The organism is Thermotoga sp. 38H-to, from assembly GCF_011057665.1.
In the GTDB taxonomy this organism is placed as follows: domain Bacteria; phylum Thermotogota; class Thermotogae; order Thermotogales; family Thermotogaceae; genus Thermotoga.
The window spans coordinates 104428-119861 of the sequence record NZ_LNFZ01000004.1; the positions used below are offsets into that span (position 1 = coordinate 104428).

At 48.1% G+C, this 15434-nt stretch carries 18 protein-coding genes; 8 read left to right on the top strand and 10 right to left on the bottom strand.

Annotated elements, in window-relative coordinates; genetic code table 11:
• Positions 1–19: 19 nt before the first annotated feature.
• Entirely contained in the window at positions 20–1156 is a 1137-nt protein-coding gene (wecB, locus tag AS158_RS09060; protein ID WP_165304891.1) for a UDP-N-acetylglucosamine 2-epimerase (non-hydrolyzing), read from the top strand.
• Here wecB and hisIE read toward each other — a convergent pair whose 3' ends face one another.
• From hisIE to AS158_RS09105, 9 genes are read right to left on the bottom strand one after another with little or no spacing between them, the layout of a single operon-like run.
• Entirely contained in the window at positions 1157–1747 is a 591-nt protein-coding gene (gene hisIE, locus AS158_RS09065; RefSeq protein ID WP_165304892.1) for a bifunctional phosphoribosyl-AMP cyclohydrolase/phosphoribosyl-ATP diphosphatase HisIE, read from the bottom strand. It abuts the gene before it with no gap.
• Positions 1744–2508 (bottom strand): imidazole glycerol phosphate synthase subunit HisF, encoded by a 765-nt coding sequence (hisF, locus tag AS158_RS09070; RefSeq protein ID WP_038053631.1) that lies wholly within the window; start codon positions 2506–2508, stop codon positions 1744–1746. The genes hisIE and hisF overlap by 4 nt, the downstream gene beginning before the upstream one ends.
• Entirely contained in the window at positions 2498–3223 is a 726-nt protein-coding gene (gene hisA, locus AS158_RS09075) for a 1-(5-phosphoribosyl)-5-((5-phosphoribosylamino)methylideneamino)imidazole-4-carboxamide isomerase (RefSeq protein WP_165304894.1), read from the bottom strand. The genes hisF and hisA overlap by 11 nt, the downstream gene beginning before the upstream one ends.
• A complete protein-coding gene (gene hisH / locus AS158_RS09080) occupies positions 3202–3807 on the bottom strand; it encodes an imidazole glycerol phosphate synthase subunit HisH (RefSeq protein WP_038053628.1) in 606 nt (201 codons plus the stop codon). The genes hisA and hisH overlap by 22 nt, the downstream gene beginning before the upstream one ends.
• Positions 3804–4391, bottom strand: a complete 588-nt coding sequence (locus AS158_RS09085) for an imidazoleglycerol-phosphate dehydratase (RefSeq protein ID WP_165304895.1) — start codon at positions 4389–4391, stop codon at positions 3804–3806. Before AS158_RS09085 ends, hisH begins: the two co-directional genes overlap by 4 nt.
• On the bottom strand, positions 4388–5395 hold the full coding sequence (hisC, locus tag AS158_RS09090) for a histidinol-phosphate transaminase (protein ID WP_165304896.1): 1008 nt from the start codon (positions 5393–5395) through the stop codon (positions 4388–4390). Before hisC ends, AS158_RS09085 begins: the two co-directional genes overlap by 4 nt.
• Positions 5392–6678, bottom strand: a complete 1287-nt coding sequence (hisD, locus tag AS158_RS09095) for a histidinol dehydrogenase (RefSeq protein ID WP_165304897.1) — start codon at positions 6676–6678, stop codon at positions 5392–5394. Before hisD ends, hisC begins: the two co-directional genes overlap by 4 nt.
• Positions 6650–7276 (bottom strand): ATP phosphoribosyltransferase, encoded by a 627-nt coding sequence (gene hisG, locus AS158_RS09100; protein ID WP_004080478.1) that lies wholly within the window; start codon positions 7274–7276, stop codon positions 6650–6652. Before hisG ends, hisD begins: the two co-directional genes overlap by 29 nt.
• On the bottom strand, positions 7270–8097 hold the full coding sequence (locus AS158_RS09105) for a HisS family protein (protein WP_010865251.1): 828 nt from the start codon (positions 8095–8097) through the stop codon (positions 7270–7272). Before AS158_RS09105 ends, hisG begins: the two co-directional genes overlap by 7 nt.
• A 264-nt stretch (positions 8098–8361) precedes the next feature.
• Between AS158_RS09105 and AS158_RS09110 the strand changes: the two genes are divergently transcribed.
• Entirely contained in the window at positions 8362–9627 is a 1266-nt protein-coding gene (locus AS158_RS09110; RefSeq protein ID WP_004080471.1) for an ArsB/NhaD family transporter, read from the top strand.
• On the opposite strand, the gene AS158_RS09115 is transcribed toward AS158_RS09110, so the two are convergent.
• Positions 9610–10467, bottom strand: coding sequence for an alpha/beta fold hydrolase (locus AS158_RS09115; RefSeq protein WP_012896631.1), 858 nt, complete (start codon positions 10465–10467; stop codon positions 9610–9612). The genes AS158_RS09110 and AS158_RS09115 overlap by 18 nt on opposite strands.
• Before the next feature lie 59 nt (positions 10468–10526).
• On the opposite strand from AS158_RS09115, the gene minC reads away from it, so the two are divergent.
• The 6 genes from minC to AS158_RS09145 are packed head-to-tail and all read left to right on the top strand — an operon-like array spanning position 10527 to position 15422.
• Positions 10527–11159, top strand: a complete 633-nt coding sequence (gene minC / locus AS158_RS09120; RefSeq protein ID WP_012311327.1) for a septum site-determining protein MinC — start codon at positions 10527–10529, stop codon at positions 11157–11159.
• Between the two features lie 2 nt (positions 11160–11161).
• Positions 11162–12160: a M42 family metallopeptidase gene (locus tag AS158_RS09125; RefSeq protein ID WP_012311326.1), complete on the top strand. Its 999-nt coding sequence runs from the start codon at positions 11162–11164 to the stop codon at positions 12158–12160.
• Positions 12161–12163: 3 nt separating this feature from the next.
• Positions 12164–13183: a M42 family metallopeptidase gene (locus AS158_RS09130; RefSeq protein ID WP_012311325.1), complete on the top strand. Its 1020-nt coding sequence runs from the start codon at positions 12164–12166 to the stop codon at positions 13181–13183.
• Positions 13180–14175, top strand: coding sequence for a M42 family metallopeptidase (locus tag AS158_RS09135; RefSeq protein ID WP_012311324.1), 996 nt, complete (start codon positions 13180–13182; stop codon positions 14173–14175). Before AS158_RS09130 ends, AS158_RS09135 begins: the two co-directional genes overlap by 4 nt.
• A gap of 3 nt (positions 14176–14178) precedes the next feature.
• Positions 14179–14880, top strand: coding sequence for a hypothetical protein (locus AS158_RS09140; RefSeq protein ID WP_012311323.1), 702 nt, complete (start codon positions 14179–14181; stop codon positions 14878–14880).
• Entirely contained in the window at positions 14877–15422 is a 546-nt protein-coding gene (locus AS158_RS09145; protein WP_012311322.1) for a ComEA family DNA-binding protein, read from the top strand. Before AS158_RS09140 ends, AS158_RS09145 begins: the two co-directional genes overlap by 4 nt.
• The last annotated feature ends 12 nt before the right edge of the window (positions 15423–15434 follow it).

Below are 15434 nucleotides of genomic sequence, written 5' to 3' on the forward strand. Positions count from 1 at the left end.
TTAACAGGAGGTGGAGGACGTGATCAGAGTTCTCAGCGTCTTCGGAACAAGACCCGAAGCAATAAAGATGGCACCTCTCGTGAAAAAACTCGAAGAAGAACGAAACGTGGAAAGTTTGGTCTGTGTCACCGCTCAGCACAGACAGATGCTGGACCAGGTGCTGGAAGTTTTCGATATAAAACCGGATTTTGACCTGAACATAATGAAAGAGCGGCAGAGTCTTGCCGATATAACTGTGAACGCACTGTCGGGTCTCTACGATTTGATTGAAGAGTTAAAACCGGATATCGTACTGGTTCAGGGAGACACAACGACTACGTTCGCAGGAGCACTCGCGGCCTTCTATCACAGGATCCCGGTTGGCCACGTTGAAGCAGGCTTGAGAACAAATGACAGGTACTCCCCTTTCCCAGAGGAGATCAACAGAAGACTAACGGGTGTTCTTTCTACACTGCATTTCGCACCTACAAAGAGGAACAGAGAGAACCTTCTTAGGGAAAACGTCATGGGAAAGATCTACGTGACTGGAAACACGGTGATAGACGCCCTCAGGTACACCGTGAAGGAGAACCACGTTTTTGAGAATCCGGTTTTGAGGAATATGGATTTTTCCGACGGAAGGTACATCCTTCTCACTTCCCATAGAAGAGAGAACATCGGAAAGCCCCTTGAAAACATCTGTAAAGCAGTGAGAAGGATCGTTGAAGAATTCGAAGATGTGAGGGTGATTTACCCGGTTCACATGAACCCCGCCGTGAGAGAGATCGTCTTCCCGATGCTCGAAAACATGGAGAGAGTCTTCTTGATCGACCCCGTGAATGTGATAGACATGCACAATCTGATGGCAAGAAGCTATCTCATCATGACGGACTCTGGAGGAATACAGGAAGAGGCACCGGCCCTCGGAAAGCCGGTGATCGTTCTGAGAAGGGAAACTGAAAGGCCCGAAGCGATCGAAGCGGGTGTTGCCGTTTTGGGAGGAGTGGAGGAAGAAAGAATATTCGAACTCGCAAAAAAGCTTCTTTTGGACAGAGAAGAATACGAAAAAATGGCGAAAGCCGTGAATCCATTCGGGGATGGCAGGGCTTCAGAGCGCATAGTGAAGGCGATTCTCCACGAATTCGGGCTTTCAGATCCACCGGAGGAATTTGGCTGATCACTTTCTTCTCTTTTCGAGCTCCTTCATGACATCCTGGATAGTGACACCAGCGTCGACCATGAGGACGGTGAGGTGGTAGATCATGTCCGCTATTTCCCAGACGAGGTTTTCTTTGTCATTCTGGAGATACCCTGTGATCACCTCTACCGCTTCTTCACCGAACTTTTTGGCAATTTTTCCCTTGCCTTCCCTGAAGAGCTTCGACGTGTAGGAACCTTCCGGCATCTCTTCTTTTCTTTTTTTAACGAGTCTGTAGAGATCCAGCCAGAAGGTGGGAGAGCCCGTTTCTTCAAATCTGTGTTCCACCTTGAAAAAACAGGATCTGTTTCCCGTGTGACACGCCACCTTGTCTTCTGGAAAATCGACGATGTACAGGTAAGCATCGTCATCGCAGTCTCTTCTTATTTCAACCACTCTCATCGTGTTTCCAGAGGTCTCTCCCTTTTTCCAGATTTTCTGCCTCTCCCTCGAAAAGAAATGCGCGTATCCCGTTTTCTTGGTGAGCTCCAAAGCCTCCTCGTTCGCGTAGGCCAACATCAACACTTCACCCGTTGTTCTCTCCTGGACCACCACCGGATAGAGCGTCATCGCAACCCCTCCAGTCTCACGTTCACTCCGTGTTTTTTGAGATATTCTTTCAATTCTCTCACATCGATCTCTCTGAAATGAAAAACAGAAGCCGCAAGGGCAGCGTCGGCACCCGCCAGAAACGCTTCAAGGAAATGTTCCATTTTTCCCGCACCACCAGAAGCGATGATGGGAAGCGTAGTCAGTGGTCTCACAAACCTTATCATCTCCGTGTCGTAACCTGCTTTCGTGCCGTCTCTGTCGATACTGGTGAGTAGAATCTCTCCTGCCCCTCTCCTTTCTACTTCAACCACCCAGTCTCTCAGAAGTATGCCCGTGTTCTTCTTTCCGGAGTAGGTGAAGACCACGAACTCTCCATCCACCCTTTTTGCATCTATCGCCACGACGACGGCCTGGCTTCCGAAAGTTCGGGCGATCTTCGTGATCAGGGAAGGATCCTCCACAGCCGCCGTGTTTATGCTCACCTTGTCCGCACCCCGGAGAATGAGCTCCGAGGCCGTTTCGAAGTCGTGGATACCTCCTCCAACGGTGAACGGAATGTCGATCTGCTCGGCCACCTTTTCGACCAGTTCCAGCATGGTTTTCCTCTTCTCAACGGACGCGGTGATATCCAGAAAAACGAGTTCGTCTATTCCAATTTCGGAATAGAACTTTCCCAGTTCGACAGGATCACCGCTGTCCCTGAGGTTTTCGAAGTTCGTTCCCTTTACCACACGGCCGTCTTTCACGTCGAGACACGCGATTATTCTTTTAGCGAGCATATCTCTTCATCACCTCAACTGTGAGAATTCCCTCCAGAAACGCCCTTCCCACGATCACACCTTTGAGAAGCCCGTTCGTTTCTATGTGAACCTTCTGCGCTGTTTTCAAAGAGCTCTCTGAAGAGATACCACCCGCTGCGAGTACTTTCACCTCAGCTTCGATCGCTATCTTTTTGGTGAGAGAAAAATCGTGCTCCTGAAGAGTGCCATCTTTTTCGATCTCCGTGTGTACGATCTCTTCAAGACCGTATTCTTTCAGTCTCTTCAGAAGAGAAACAGGATCGATCTCCTCTTCCGCCAGCCACCCTTTGAACGCGACTCTGCCACCTCGAGTGTCCAGGCTGAACACGGGCTCCACATCGATTTCTCTCAGAGATTTCAGGAAAGAAGGATCTTCCAGAACCTTTGAGCTCACGATCTGTCTTCTGTATCCCAGCTTTCGGAGTTTTTCCGCGTAATCGAGCGATCTGATCCCGCCTCCGATCTGTATGTGCTCGGCAAATTCGGAGAGTTTCTCGAGAACTGGAAGATTCTCGCCGCTGTTTTCTATCGCCTTCGAGAGATCCACCATATGAATCAGTGTGAATCCTTCTTCGATGAGTTTTTCCACCAGTTCTACGGGATCTTTTTCGTAAAATATGGTGTTCTCTTTTCTTCCTTTTATCATTCTCGCTACTTTTCCTCTGAAGAGATCTATCGCCGGGACAACGAGCATTCGATCACCTTCTCAAGCAGTTTTCTTCCGATTTTTGAACTCTTTTCGGGATGGAACTGAAAACCCAGAATTCTCCCCTTCCTCACCGCGGATGGAAAGATCTCACCGTCGTATTCCGTTGTTCCCAGAACGTGTTCCTCTTTGCACACGGCTCTGTAGGTGTGGACGAAGTAGTAATACCCGTTCGGAAACGTGTCTTTGAAGATCACCTCGTTCCAGCCCATGTGTGGAAGTCTTCTACTCTTCAGTTTCACGACGTTTCCTTCTATGAGAGAAAGACCCTTTACGCCGGGTGCCTCTTCGCTCTCTTCAAAAAGGAGCTGCATTCCAAGGCAGACTCCGACCACGTATTTTCCATCTTCGACGTGTTTTTTTATGAACTCAACAAGACCGTTCTCTCTGAGTCGTCTCATTCCTTCGCCGAAGTGTCCTACACCCGGGATGAACAGAAGATCGTACAGATCGTCTTGAGGTGACTCCACGAGTTCTATCGAAACATCCTCAAAATTTTCTGATGCCCTCTTCACTCCACGGTACAGGTTCATTATGTTTCCCGGACCAACAGAGATTATTCCGATCCTCAATCTATCACACCCTTAGTGGTCTTTTTTTCCGACCCCTCCAGAGCCCGGGCGATCGCGAGTCCAAAAGATTTCATGGCAGATTCAGAAATGTGATGGTCGTTCTTTCCAAAGAATTTGAAGAAGTGGACCGTGATCCTTGCATGGTTTACGAATCCGCACATGAACTCCTCGAATCCTTCGACGGGCATGTCTTCTATCTTTTCAACGGAGAATTCGAAATTCTTCTGGAAGAAGGGCCTTCCGGAAAGATCCACGTAGCATCCCACCAGCGCTTCGTTCATGGGAACGGTGGCTTCACCGAATCTTCTCACTTTCGTGTAGTCGAAAAGCTCCCTGAACGCGAGACCCAGTGAAATACCGAAGTCCTCTATCAGGTGGTGAAGGATGCCGTCTTTGCTTTCGCAGGTGCTCACTCTGAGACCTAAGCCAGAGTAATGACAGAAGGTGTTCAGAAGGTGATCGAAAAACTTCACCCCCGTGCTTCCTTCGAGTTTTCCGTGTACCGTGTCGAGCGTTATGGAAATCTCGATCTCGTTAGTGTTTCTCTGAACGATCACACCGTTTTCCAATCTTTCTACCGTCATTTGAACACCTCCAGTTCTCTGAGAATCATATCGTTCTCTTCACGTTTTCCGATAGTGATTCTAACACCTTCCCTGAAACTGCGAACGGCGATGTTCTTCGCCCGGAGGTGTTCGAGAAGTCTTTCTTTTTCTTCCTTCTCCATGAATACGAACACGAAGTTTCCTCTGGAATCGGCGATTCGGTATCCCATTTTTCTGAGGGCACTCTTCATTCTCTCGCGTTCTTCCACGATGAACTTCGTTCTTTCTTCAAAGATCTCTCTGTGATCGAGAGCTACCTTTGCGAACATCTGGGAGACGTAGCTCACGTTGAAAGGAAGTCTCACTCTGTTGTAAGCGTCAATGAACTTCTCCGAGGCCACAACGTATCCGATACGTTGCGCTGCCAGGGAAAATGCTTTCGAGAAAGTCCTGATCACAGCGAGATTTTCGTATTTCTTCAGAAGATCCACATAACTTTCTCCGTGGAATTCGTAGTAGGCTTCGTCCAGCGCAACGAAGGCACCCGTTTTCAGGATTCTTTCTATTTCCTCTCTTTCGAAGACATGGCCCGTTGGATTGTTCGGGTTCGGAATGAAAACAACGTCTCCTTCTCCCACATTCACCTCAGGTATCCTCAGATCTTTCGTGAGCGGCACTTCCAGGAATTTCGCTCCAACTGCCTTCGCAAAGATTCTGTAACAGCTGTAGGTCGGGGGAAAGAAGACGGAACGGTCGAACATGAGCATCATCACGTAGATGATCTCATCCGCTCCGTTTCCCACAGAGACGTTGTTTTTCGAAAGGAAATCGGTGTCGAGGTATGAGAGTATCTTTTCTATTAATTCTTCATCGGGGGAGTCGTAGTAGATCCTCAGGGCGTCGCTGTTCAATCGTCGAAACACTTCATCCACGAGGTCCTCTGGAAAGGGAAACGGATTTTCATTCAGCGCAAGGTAGGTTTTGTCTCTCTTTTCGGTTTCGTATGGATACGCCCTCTTTGCAATCAAATCGAGAGGATTCACAGCTTTTCCCTCCTGATGTCTATCGCCCGAGCGTGGGCTTCAAAACCTTCCCAGCGCGCCATCTTCGAGTAAAGCTCGCCCTTTCTTCTGAAATCTTCTTCGGAGAGGTGTGTGATGAATATCTTCTTCGTGAAATCGGAAACCCTGAGTCCAGAGGAGAACCTCGCGGATCTGAAGGTGGGAAGAACGTGGTTCGGTCCCGCACCGTAGTCTCCCACAGACTCGCAGGTGTACTTTCCGAGGAAGACAGATCCCGCGTTCTTTATGTATCCCAGTGACTCAAACGGGTTTTCCACGAGGACCTCCAGATGTTCGGGGGCGATGAGGTTGGAGATCTCAAAGGCCCTTTTCAGACTGTCCGTCAAGATGATGGTACCGAAATTTTCCGTTGAAATCCTGGCCGTTTTTCTTCTCTCTTCTGGAAGAGCTTCCAGGTGTCTTTCAATGACCTGAGGTAATTTTTCGAAGACTTCTTTCGAAGTGGTTATCACCACACTCATCGCGTTCTCGTCGTGCTCTGCCTGGGAGAGGAAATCCGCGGCTATGAGATCCAGGTCGGCACTGCCGTCTGTCACGATCGCAATCTCGCTGGGACCCGCTATGGAATCGATTCCAACGTCTCCGTAAACGTGTTTCTTTGCGAGCGTGACGAAGACTCCACCGGGTCCCACGATCTTGTCAACGGGTTTCACTGTTTCCGTGCCGTATGTGAGGGCGGCTACCGCGTGAGCCCCTCCCATCCGGTAGATCTCCTTCAGACCGAGGATTTCGCAGGTTTTCAGGATGTATGGAGAGATGCCTCCGTTTTCATTCGGTGGTGTTGTGACAGCGATCCTTTCCACACCAGCAACGATAGCGGGAACCGCGCACATGAGGAGCGTGGAAAAGTACGGAACCTTTCCCCCAGGAACGTAGATTCCCACACTCTCGAGAGGAACAACCATCTCTCCAAGGAAGCTTCCACCCTTCGTCGTGAAAAAGAAAGATCTTTCCTCCTGTCTTCGATGGAATTCCTTCAGGTCTTCTATCACGATTTTTATCGTTTCAACGAATTCTTCCTCTACTTGGGCTTCCGATATTTCCTTCTCTGTGACACGAAGGTTCTCGATGCCCACCGGGTGCTTCTCGAACCTTTTGAGGAATTCCTCGAGGGCTCTGTCTCCTTCTTCTTTCACTCTCCTGATGATTTCTTTTACGGTCTCTTCCACCTGCGATACAGATTCCATCCTTTGTTTCAATAGTCTGAGCACTTCTTTATCCCCGGGATTGTTCATTAGAATCATGTTCGATCACCTCCTGGAGCTTTTCAAGGAAGGAAACCACCTCTTCTCTTTTCGTTCTGTAACTCACCGGATTCACCACAACATGGGTTCTTATGACGAATATTTCATCGAGAATCTCCAGGTTGTTCTCTTTCAGTGTTCTTCCCGTTTCGGTGATGTCCACGATGAGATCTGAGAGTCCGGCTATTGGAGCGAGTTCGACAGAACCCTTCAGTGGTATTATGCGACAGTGCCATCCTTTGGATTCGCAGTATCTCTGAGTTACGTTCGGAAACTTCGTGGCGATTCTCTTTTCACCCTCTGGTATTCCCCTTCCCTTCGGACCGGCAAGAACCATTCTGCTAATGTTTGTGGGAATGAAGAAGGGCTGAATGAGACTAGTTTCTTTTTCGAGGAGTACATCGGTTCCACAGAATCCAATGTCTGCCACTCCGTGAACGAGATACGTTGGTACATCGAACGGTCTCACCATGAAACAGACGATATCCTTCCCTTCCCGAAGAATAGAAGACTCCCTTTCGAAAATAACTCCCGTTTTTTTCAGGTAGGTCATCACCTTCTCTTCTAACCTTCCTTTGGGGATTGCCAGTTTCAGCATGTTTTTCCCTCCAGAAAGATGGATCCACCCACACCTTTTTCTCCGTTCACTGTGTACTCTCCGCCGGCAGCTACGAGTCTGGAAGAAGATGTGTCGTAGATGGTGAATATCAGGCCACAGTACTCTTCGATCGTTCTCGCAAGGGTGAGATCGATCTCAACGGAAACGGTGGGGAACTTCTCCTGAAGGAAGGAAGATGCCGAAAGCAGATCTTCCCTCACTGAAAGCGGGAGATCCATCGTCTTCAAATGTTCCGGTGATCTCCGGTATATGCTGTCTTCGATAATCTTCTCTACCCTGGAAAGATCAATTTTCTTCATGTGAGAGAGAAACTCGATTTCCGCGAGGTTTTTCGTGTCGATGAGATTCAGAACCTTCTCGTGGAGGTCCTTCGGAATTTCTTTCAGTAGATCCTCGTAAACACCGGTGTGTCCTATTTCCACTATCACCGGACCTTCAAAAAATTCCGATGCACTTTCGACGATGATCTCAAGAACTTCCAGCGAATCGTCCAAGGAGTTCCTTGGAACCTTTTCGAGTCCAAGTTGATACTCCGCCACCAAATCGCTTCCCGAGTATCTGTAAACGAAATCGGCGTACCAGACCTTGATTTGAGAATCGGGGGAATATCTTTTACGATGGTTGAGGACGGTTTTTGTGAAATCTTCTCTGATGGAGAAAAGATTGCCCTTTCTGTCGAGGAAAAAATTCCCCGCCGGCTCTTCTGCCTTTTCGAGCGCTGGGACGAAGAACGGTGAGAATCCTTTTTTCGTGGCTTTACTGTAGAACGAAAACACCTTCTCGAAATCCAAGAAATCCACCTCCCTAACAAACGAAAAGGCCACGTCTTCTCGACGTGGCCCGTGCGATCTCCCACCATCACACACCCGGTGGAGAAACCGCCGGGCCGTAGCAATGATGGTGGTGTTCACCGAAAAACATTTTCATGATTGCATCCCACATTTTCATACCCTTTCACTCCTTTGGTTTTTATTCTACCATTCTTGCCGTGGAATTCACTTTTTTGAATAATAATTTTAAAAAAACCGGTGTTAGAATAATCCCGTGACAGGGAGGCGAAGAGTATGAACGAAGCAATGTTAGTTCTATTGTTTGCGATCCTCGCTTACTACTTCATCATATTCGGAAAGATCGCCAAATCCGTTGTAACCCTGCTCATTGCACTCGTTCTCATGGCAATAAAAGTTGTCGAAGGCCTCGATCTTAAAAACATAGGTGAAGTGGTCGATTTCAACACACTGGGGCTTCTCTTAGGAATGATGATCATCGTTCACATATTGAAGGGGACTGGTTTTTTCGAATATCTTGCAATTTCCGCTATAAAGATTTCCAGGGGTAGATTCTGGCTTCTGTTCGCCTTCCTTATGGTACTCACCGCTGTAACCTCCGCGTTCCTCGACAATTTGATCACCATCATTCTCGTTTCTCCTATACTGTTTTTGATCCTCGATACGATGGAAGTGAATCCCGTGCCTTTCTTTCTCTTCACGATCTTCATAGACAACATCGGAGGAATGTCAACACTCATCGGAAGTCCTTTGAACATCGTACTTGGTTCGATAAGCGGACTCAGCTTCAACGATTTTCTGAAGAACATGGGGCTTGTAACTGTTCTCATGTTTGTAGTCGTCTTTTTCCTCTTCAAGAGGTACGTTCGCATCGATGAAAAAGCCTTTGAAAAGCTTAGAAATCTTCTCAGCGTGGACCCGAAACGATCGATCACAGACCCGGTGGTTCTCAAAAAATCGCTGTTTGTTTTCCTCTCGACTCTGGTGTTGTTCGGTCTTCATTCCTTCGTGGAAGTAGAGCTTTCGTTGATAGCGCTCATAGCTGCCTGTGCGCTTCTTCTCATGCTTGGAAAGAATTTCGAAAAAGTGTCAGAAGGAATAGACTGGGACACGCTGTTCTTCTACACAGGCCTCTTCATCATCTCGTACTCTCTGGAACAAATCGGTGTTATGGAAGTCATAGCCAGTTTCCTGAAAGCTCTATCTTTCAACAGATTCCTGTTCGTTGCCACGGTAACATGGATCTCCATCCTTTCCACTGCTTTCCTGAGTGCTGTTCCCGCAACTCTCATAATCGCTCCCACACTGAAAATTCTCGTCTCGCAGGGTTTCCCCGCTTCACTGTGGTGGGTGTACGCCGTCGGTGCGAATCTTGGAACGAACCTGACACCTCTTGGAGCCGTTCAGAACATAGTTGGTCTTTCCCTTCTGGAAAAGTACACGAAACACACGGTGAGTTTCAAGGAATTTTTCAAGGTGGCGTGGAGCTTCATGTTCATACCGTTCATAATCGCAACGCTTTACTCACTCATCATCTATTAAGAACCTCACCACTCTTTTTGCGATGTATCTCCTGAAGAAGTAAGAACCTTTATGACCCGATGGAAGATAAACGGTCTTCTTGTTCTTGAGAAGCTTGTGAAGGCACGCGTAAGACTGGTATGGTATCACACGGTCGAAGAGCGCCCAGAAGAATAGCACTTTCTGGTCAACGAACGGAGCGAAAGATGCCGGGTCGTAGAAATAGCAACCCACCGGTGGTTTTTTTCTGATATCTTCGATGGAGTTGAACGACTTGATAATCTCAGGGGCATTCCTTCTGTTCTTGATACAATCCTTCTCCGATCTACAACCGTATTCGTTTCCATTCTTCCTGTAGAGTTCTCTCAATCTCTCCGTGTAAGGTGAATACCAGTTGATCCATCTCCAGTCTCCACCAGAACAGCAGATAACACCCTTTTCGATTCGTTTTTCACGGGCGAGTGCTATGGTTGTTATCATTCCTCCGAAGCTGAAGCCCATCAACGAAATGGGCTTGTCATTGTCTCTCTTCACAACATCAACCAGATCGATCACGTCCTGCACAGCCTCGTCGAATCGCTTCACACAGAAAGAGGGTGAAGAGTGGTAGAAAGGCTCTCCTCCAGACCAGTTCTCCGGTGCACGTTTTTCGTGATAGGGAAGGATGAGAAACCAGGTTTTGATGTTGTACTCTCTGAACTTCTCTCCAAACCAGAGAAGGTATGGAATATTTCCGTTTCCTATCCCGTGAAGGAAGATCAGATTGCGTTCAATCTTCTCCGGTTCAAAGACATAGACCCGCACAGTTTTGCTTTCTTCAGCGATGGGATCGTACGAAGCATCGAACGTTATCAGTCTCATTTCAGACACCTCCGATTATTATTTTAAACATGATAGAATCTAAAGATGAGGTGATAGGAATGGTGGATTTCAAGATGACAAAGGAAGGCCTTATACTCCTCATAAAAGATTATCAGAACCTCGAAGAAGTCTTGAACGCGATCTCCGCTCGCATTACACAGATGGGGGGATTTTTTGCCAAGGGAGACAGGATCTCTCTGATGATCGAGAATCACAACAAACACTCTCAAGATATCCCAAAGATCGTTTCTCACCTGAGAAATCTCGGTCTTGAAGTCTCACAGATACTCGTTGGAAGCACTGTTGAGGGAAAGGAAAACGATCTGAGAGTGCAGTCACGAACGACGGTTGAAAGCACCGGTAAAGTGATAAAAAGGAATATTCGATCCGGTCAGACTGTTGTTCATTCCGGTGATGTGATAGTCTTCGGAAACGTGAACAAGGGAGCTGAAATCCTTGCCGGGGGTTCTGTTGTCGTCTTTGGAAAAGCGCAGGGCAACATACGTGCGGGATTGAACGAAGGAGAACAGGCTGTGGTAGCCGCCCTCGATCTTCAAACCTCCCTCATTCAAATAGCGGGTTTTATCACGCATTCCAAAGGAGAAGAGAACGTACCTTCTATTGCACATGTGAAGGGAAATCGGATAGTGATCGAACCGTTCGACAAGGTGAGCTTCGAAAGGAGTGAATGAAGATGGAAACCGGAAAACTCTTGGTGGAACTGTCGAACCTCGACGGCCCTTCAGGTTACGAGACGAATGTGGTTTCTTACATAAAGTCAGTCATTGAACCTTTCGTGGACGAAGCGAAAACAACCCGCCACGGAAGTCTGATCGGATACAAAAAGGGAAAAGGGATAGGAAAACTCGCGTTTTTTGCCCACGTGGATGAAATCGGTTTTGTTGTTTCGAAGGTGGAGGGGCAGTTCGCCAGACTCGAGCCCGTGGGTGGAGTGGATCCGAAGGTCGTTTATGCTTCGAAAATCCGTATCTACACAAAAAACGGGATCGAACACGGTGTGATCGGAATGCTCGCTCCACACTTGCAAGATTCGGAATCCAGAAAGAAAGTCCTCACATACGATGAAATCTTCGTCGATTTATCTCTGTGTGAAAGAGATGTTCGTGTAGGTGACATTGCAGTGATAGATCAGACGGCTTTCGAAACGAATGGGAAGGTGGTTGGGAAGGCTTTGGACAACAGAGCGAGCTGTGGAGTTCTTGTGAAAGCACTCGAATTTCTCAAAAAGTACGATCACCCATGGGATGTCTATGTGGTCTTTTCTGTTCAGGAAGAGACAGGGTGTCTGGGGGCTCTCACAGGCGCGTACGAGATAAACCCCGACGTGGCGATCGTGATGGACGTTACGTTCGCTTCCGAGCCTCCATTCAGTGATCACATAGAGCTTGGAAAAGGTCCGGTGATAGGCCTGGGACCGGTTGTGGATAGGAATCTTGTTCAGAAGGTCATCGAGATAGCGAATAAACACAACGTTTCTCTTCAGGAAGAAGCGGTTGGTGGAAGGTCCGGCACGGAAACGGATTTCGTTCAGCTTGTTCGAAACGGTGTTAGAACGTCTCTCATATCCATTCCCTTGAAGTACATGCACACTCCCGTTGAAATGGTGGACCCGCGCGATGTGGAGGAACTCGCAAGACTTCTCTCCCTTGTCGCGGTAGAACTGGAGGTGTGACAGATGTATCTCAAAGAACTTTCGATGATACCGGGTGTGTCTGGAGATGAAGGGAAGGTCAGGGATTTCATAAAGTCAAAGATAGAAAGTCTCGTTGACAACCTTTACACCGATGTCCTTGGGAATTTGATAGCTTTGAAAAGAGGAAGAGATTCTTCGAAAAAACTGCTCGTTTCGGCTCACATGGATGAGGTCGGTTTCGTTGTGAGCAAAATAGAAAAGGACGGAAAAGTGGCGTTCTTGCCCATTGGAGGAGTCGATTCCAGGATACTTCCCGGAAAGGTGGTTCAGGTGAAGAATCTCAAAGGAGTTATCGGCTACAGACCGATCCACCTTCAGCGCGATGAAGAGAACACTCCCCCAAGGTTTGAGAATCTGAGAATTGATTTTGGTTTTTCTTCTGCAGACGAAGCGAAAAAGTACGTATCAATAGGAGACTACGTCTCTTTCGTGAGTGATTACATCGAAAAGAACGGCCGGGCAGTCGGGAAAGCGTTCGACGACAGAGCGGGGTGTTCTGTTCTGATCGATGTTCTCGAAAGCGGTGTGAGTCCTGCCTACGATACGTACTTTGTCTTCACAGTTCAGGAAGAGACGGGACTTCGTGGAAGTGCAGTTGTGGTGGAACAGCTGAAACCCACCTGTGCCATCGTCGTGGAAACCACCACGGCCGGCGACAATCCGGAACTGGAGGAAAGGAAATGGGCAACACATCTGGGTGACGGTCCTGCCATCACCTTTTTTCACAGGGGATACGTGATCCCAAAGGAGATCTTTCAAACTATCGTGGATACAGCGAAGAACAACGACATTCCGTTTCAGATGAAGAGAAGAACCGCTGGGGGAACGGACGCGGGACGTTACGCCAGAACCGCCTACGGAGTGCCAGCAGGTGTGATCTCCACTCCAGCACGGTACATCCACAGTCCGAATTCGATCATAGATTTGAACGACTACGAAAACACGAAGAAACTCATAAAAGTACTTGTCGAGGAAGGAAAAATCGTGGAGGTGGTCTCATGAAGGAACTGATCAGGAAGCTGACGGAAGCCTTTGGCCCAAGTGGACGGGAAGAAGAGGTGAGAAGAATCATCCTCGAGGAACTCGAAGGGCACATAGATGGCCACAGGATCGATGGGCTCGGCAATCTCATTGTTTGGAAAGGAAGCGGCGAGAAAAAGGTGATACTGGACGCTCACATAGATGAGATAGGTGTTGTCGTCACAAATGTGGACGACAAGGGATTTCTGACGATAGAACCCGTCGGCGGTGTCTCTCCGTACATGCTTCTTGGAAAAAGGATCAGGTTCGAAAACGGTACAATAGGCGTTGTTGGTATGGAAGGTGAAACAACAGAAGAAAGGCAGGAGAATGTGAGAAAGCTCTCATTCGACAGGCTGTTCGTCGATATCGGTGCAAATTCCAGGGAAGAAGCGCAGAAGATGTGTCCGATTGGAAGCTTCGGTGTCTACGACAGTGGATTCGTTGAGGTTTCCGGGAAATACGTCTCGAAGGCGATGGATGACAGGATAGGATGTGCCGTGATCGTGGAAGTTTTCAAAAGAATCAAACCCGCTGTTACGCTCTACGGTGTTTTCAGTGTTCAGGAAGAAGTGGGACTGGTCGGTGCCTCGGTAGCGGGGTACGGCGTACCAGCGGACGAGGCCATCGCGATCGATGTGACTGATTCGGCAGACACTCCGAAGGCCATCAAGAGACACGCAATGAGGCTCTCCGGTGGACCCGCTCTGAAAGTGAAAGACAGGGCATCGATCAGCAGCAAACGCATCCTCGAAAATTTGATAGAAATCGCGGAAAAATTCGATATAAAGTATCAGATGGAGGTTCTGACGTTCGGCGGTACGAACGCCATGGGGTACCAGCGGACTAAAGAAGGAATTCCTTCGGCCACGGTGTCTATTCCCACACGATACGTTCACTCACCCAGTGAGATGATCGCACCAGATGACGTTGAGGCAACGGTCGATCTTCTCATCAGGTATCTGGGGGCGTGAGAGATGGCCAGAATCACTCTCTCCGATGGCCAGTCAAGGTTTTTGTTCTGGCTGATCGTAGTTATTTTCGGTGTGGCTATAGCTCTGCTGTCCTGGAATATTTATTTGAAATTCCAGCTCAGGAACGTGAAAGTAGAGATCGTGGAGATAAAGCCCGTGGAGTTGAAGATACCTGAAGAAATAGAGGCATCCATTTCGGTAACACCTCCACCGACTCCCCTCCTCGTGGAATTCGAGGAGTTCGACTACGAGAAGTTGAGAGACGAGATGGCGGATTTCGTCTCTGAAGATCAGGTGGTTTCTTCCTTCGTTGTGAAGAAGGAAGATGCTCTGAGGATCATCAGGAGGTCGGGTCTTCCGTATCTCATTTCTCCTGTTTCAACGGACACCTATTCGGTGGTGCTCCTCGGTGAGTTCGAGGATTTCTCGCAGGTTGCCCAGAGGTCCCTTTATGGAGTCTTTGTGATAACAACGCTGTCTGAGAGTATTTCAAAAGAACTCGCTTACGATTTGAGAGTGGCAGGTTATCCTTCCTACGTTTACGCCTTCCAGAAACTGGATAAGAAGTACTACTCCGTGGTGGTGGGAGCTTTTCCAACACTCCGACTTGCCGAAGATTACTTTGAAAAACTGAACTGGGAAGACATCATGAAGCGGGTGAAGGTGAACAGGCCGGGATACGCCGGGAGGCTGATCAGTCCTTGAGACTCAGAAAGCAACATCAAAGAACAATTCTATTCGTGGCACTTGTTTTCTTCATATTGCTTGGAATTGTTATGGAACGAGAAACGAAAACAGAAGAGGACACAACATCCTCTCAGAAGGTTGTCGCCTTTCCTGTGGAGCTGAACACCGCTTCTCTGGAAGACTTGATGTCGATTCCAGGGATCGGGCCTGTGAAAGCCCAGAGGATCATCGATTACAGAGAGTCACATGGTGGATTTTCGAGCGTGGAAGAATTGAAGAACGTCTCTGGAATCGGAGAAAAAACCCTGGAGAAGATTTCCAGATATGTGACCGTCGAAGGAGTTGAACAACATATCAAAAGAGAAGTCACAAAACTGAACGTGAACACAGCTTCGGTTGAAGAACTCGAAACCCTTCCCTACATAGGTGAGGTAAAGGCAAAAGCCATTGTCGAGTACCGAGAGAAAAACGGTCCCTTTCGTTCTCCCGAAGATCTTCTGGACGTGCCTGGAATAGGTGAAAAGACGCTGGAGAAAATAAGAGGAAAAATCACATTTTGAAAGGAGGAATAA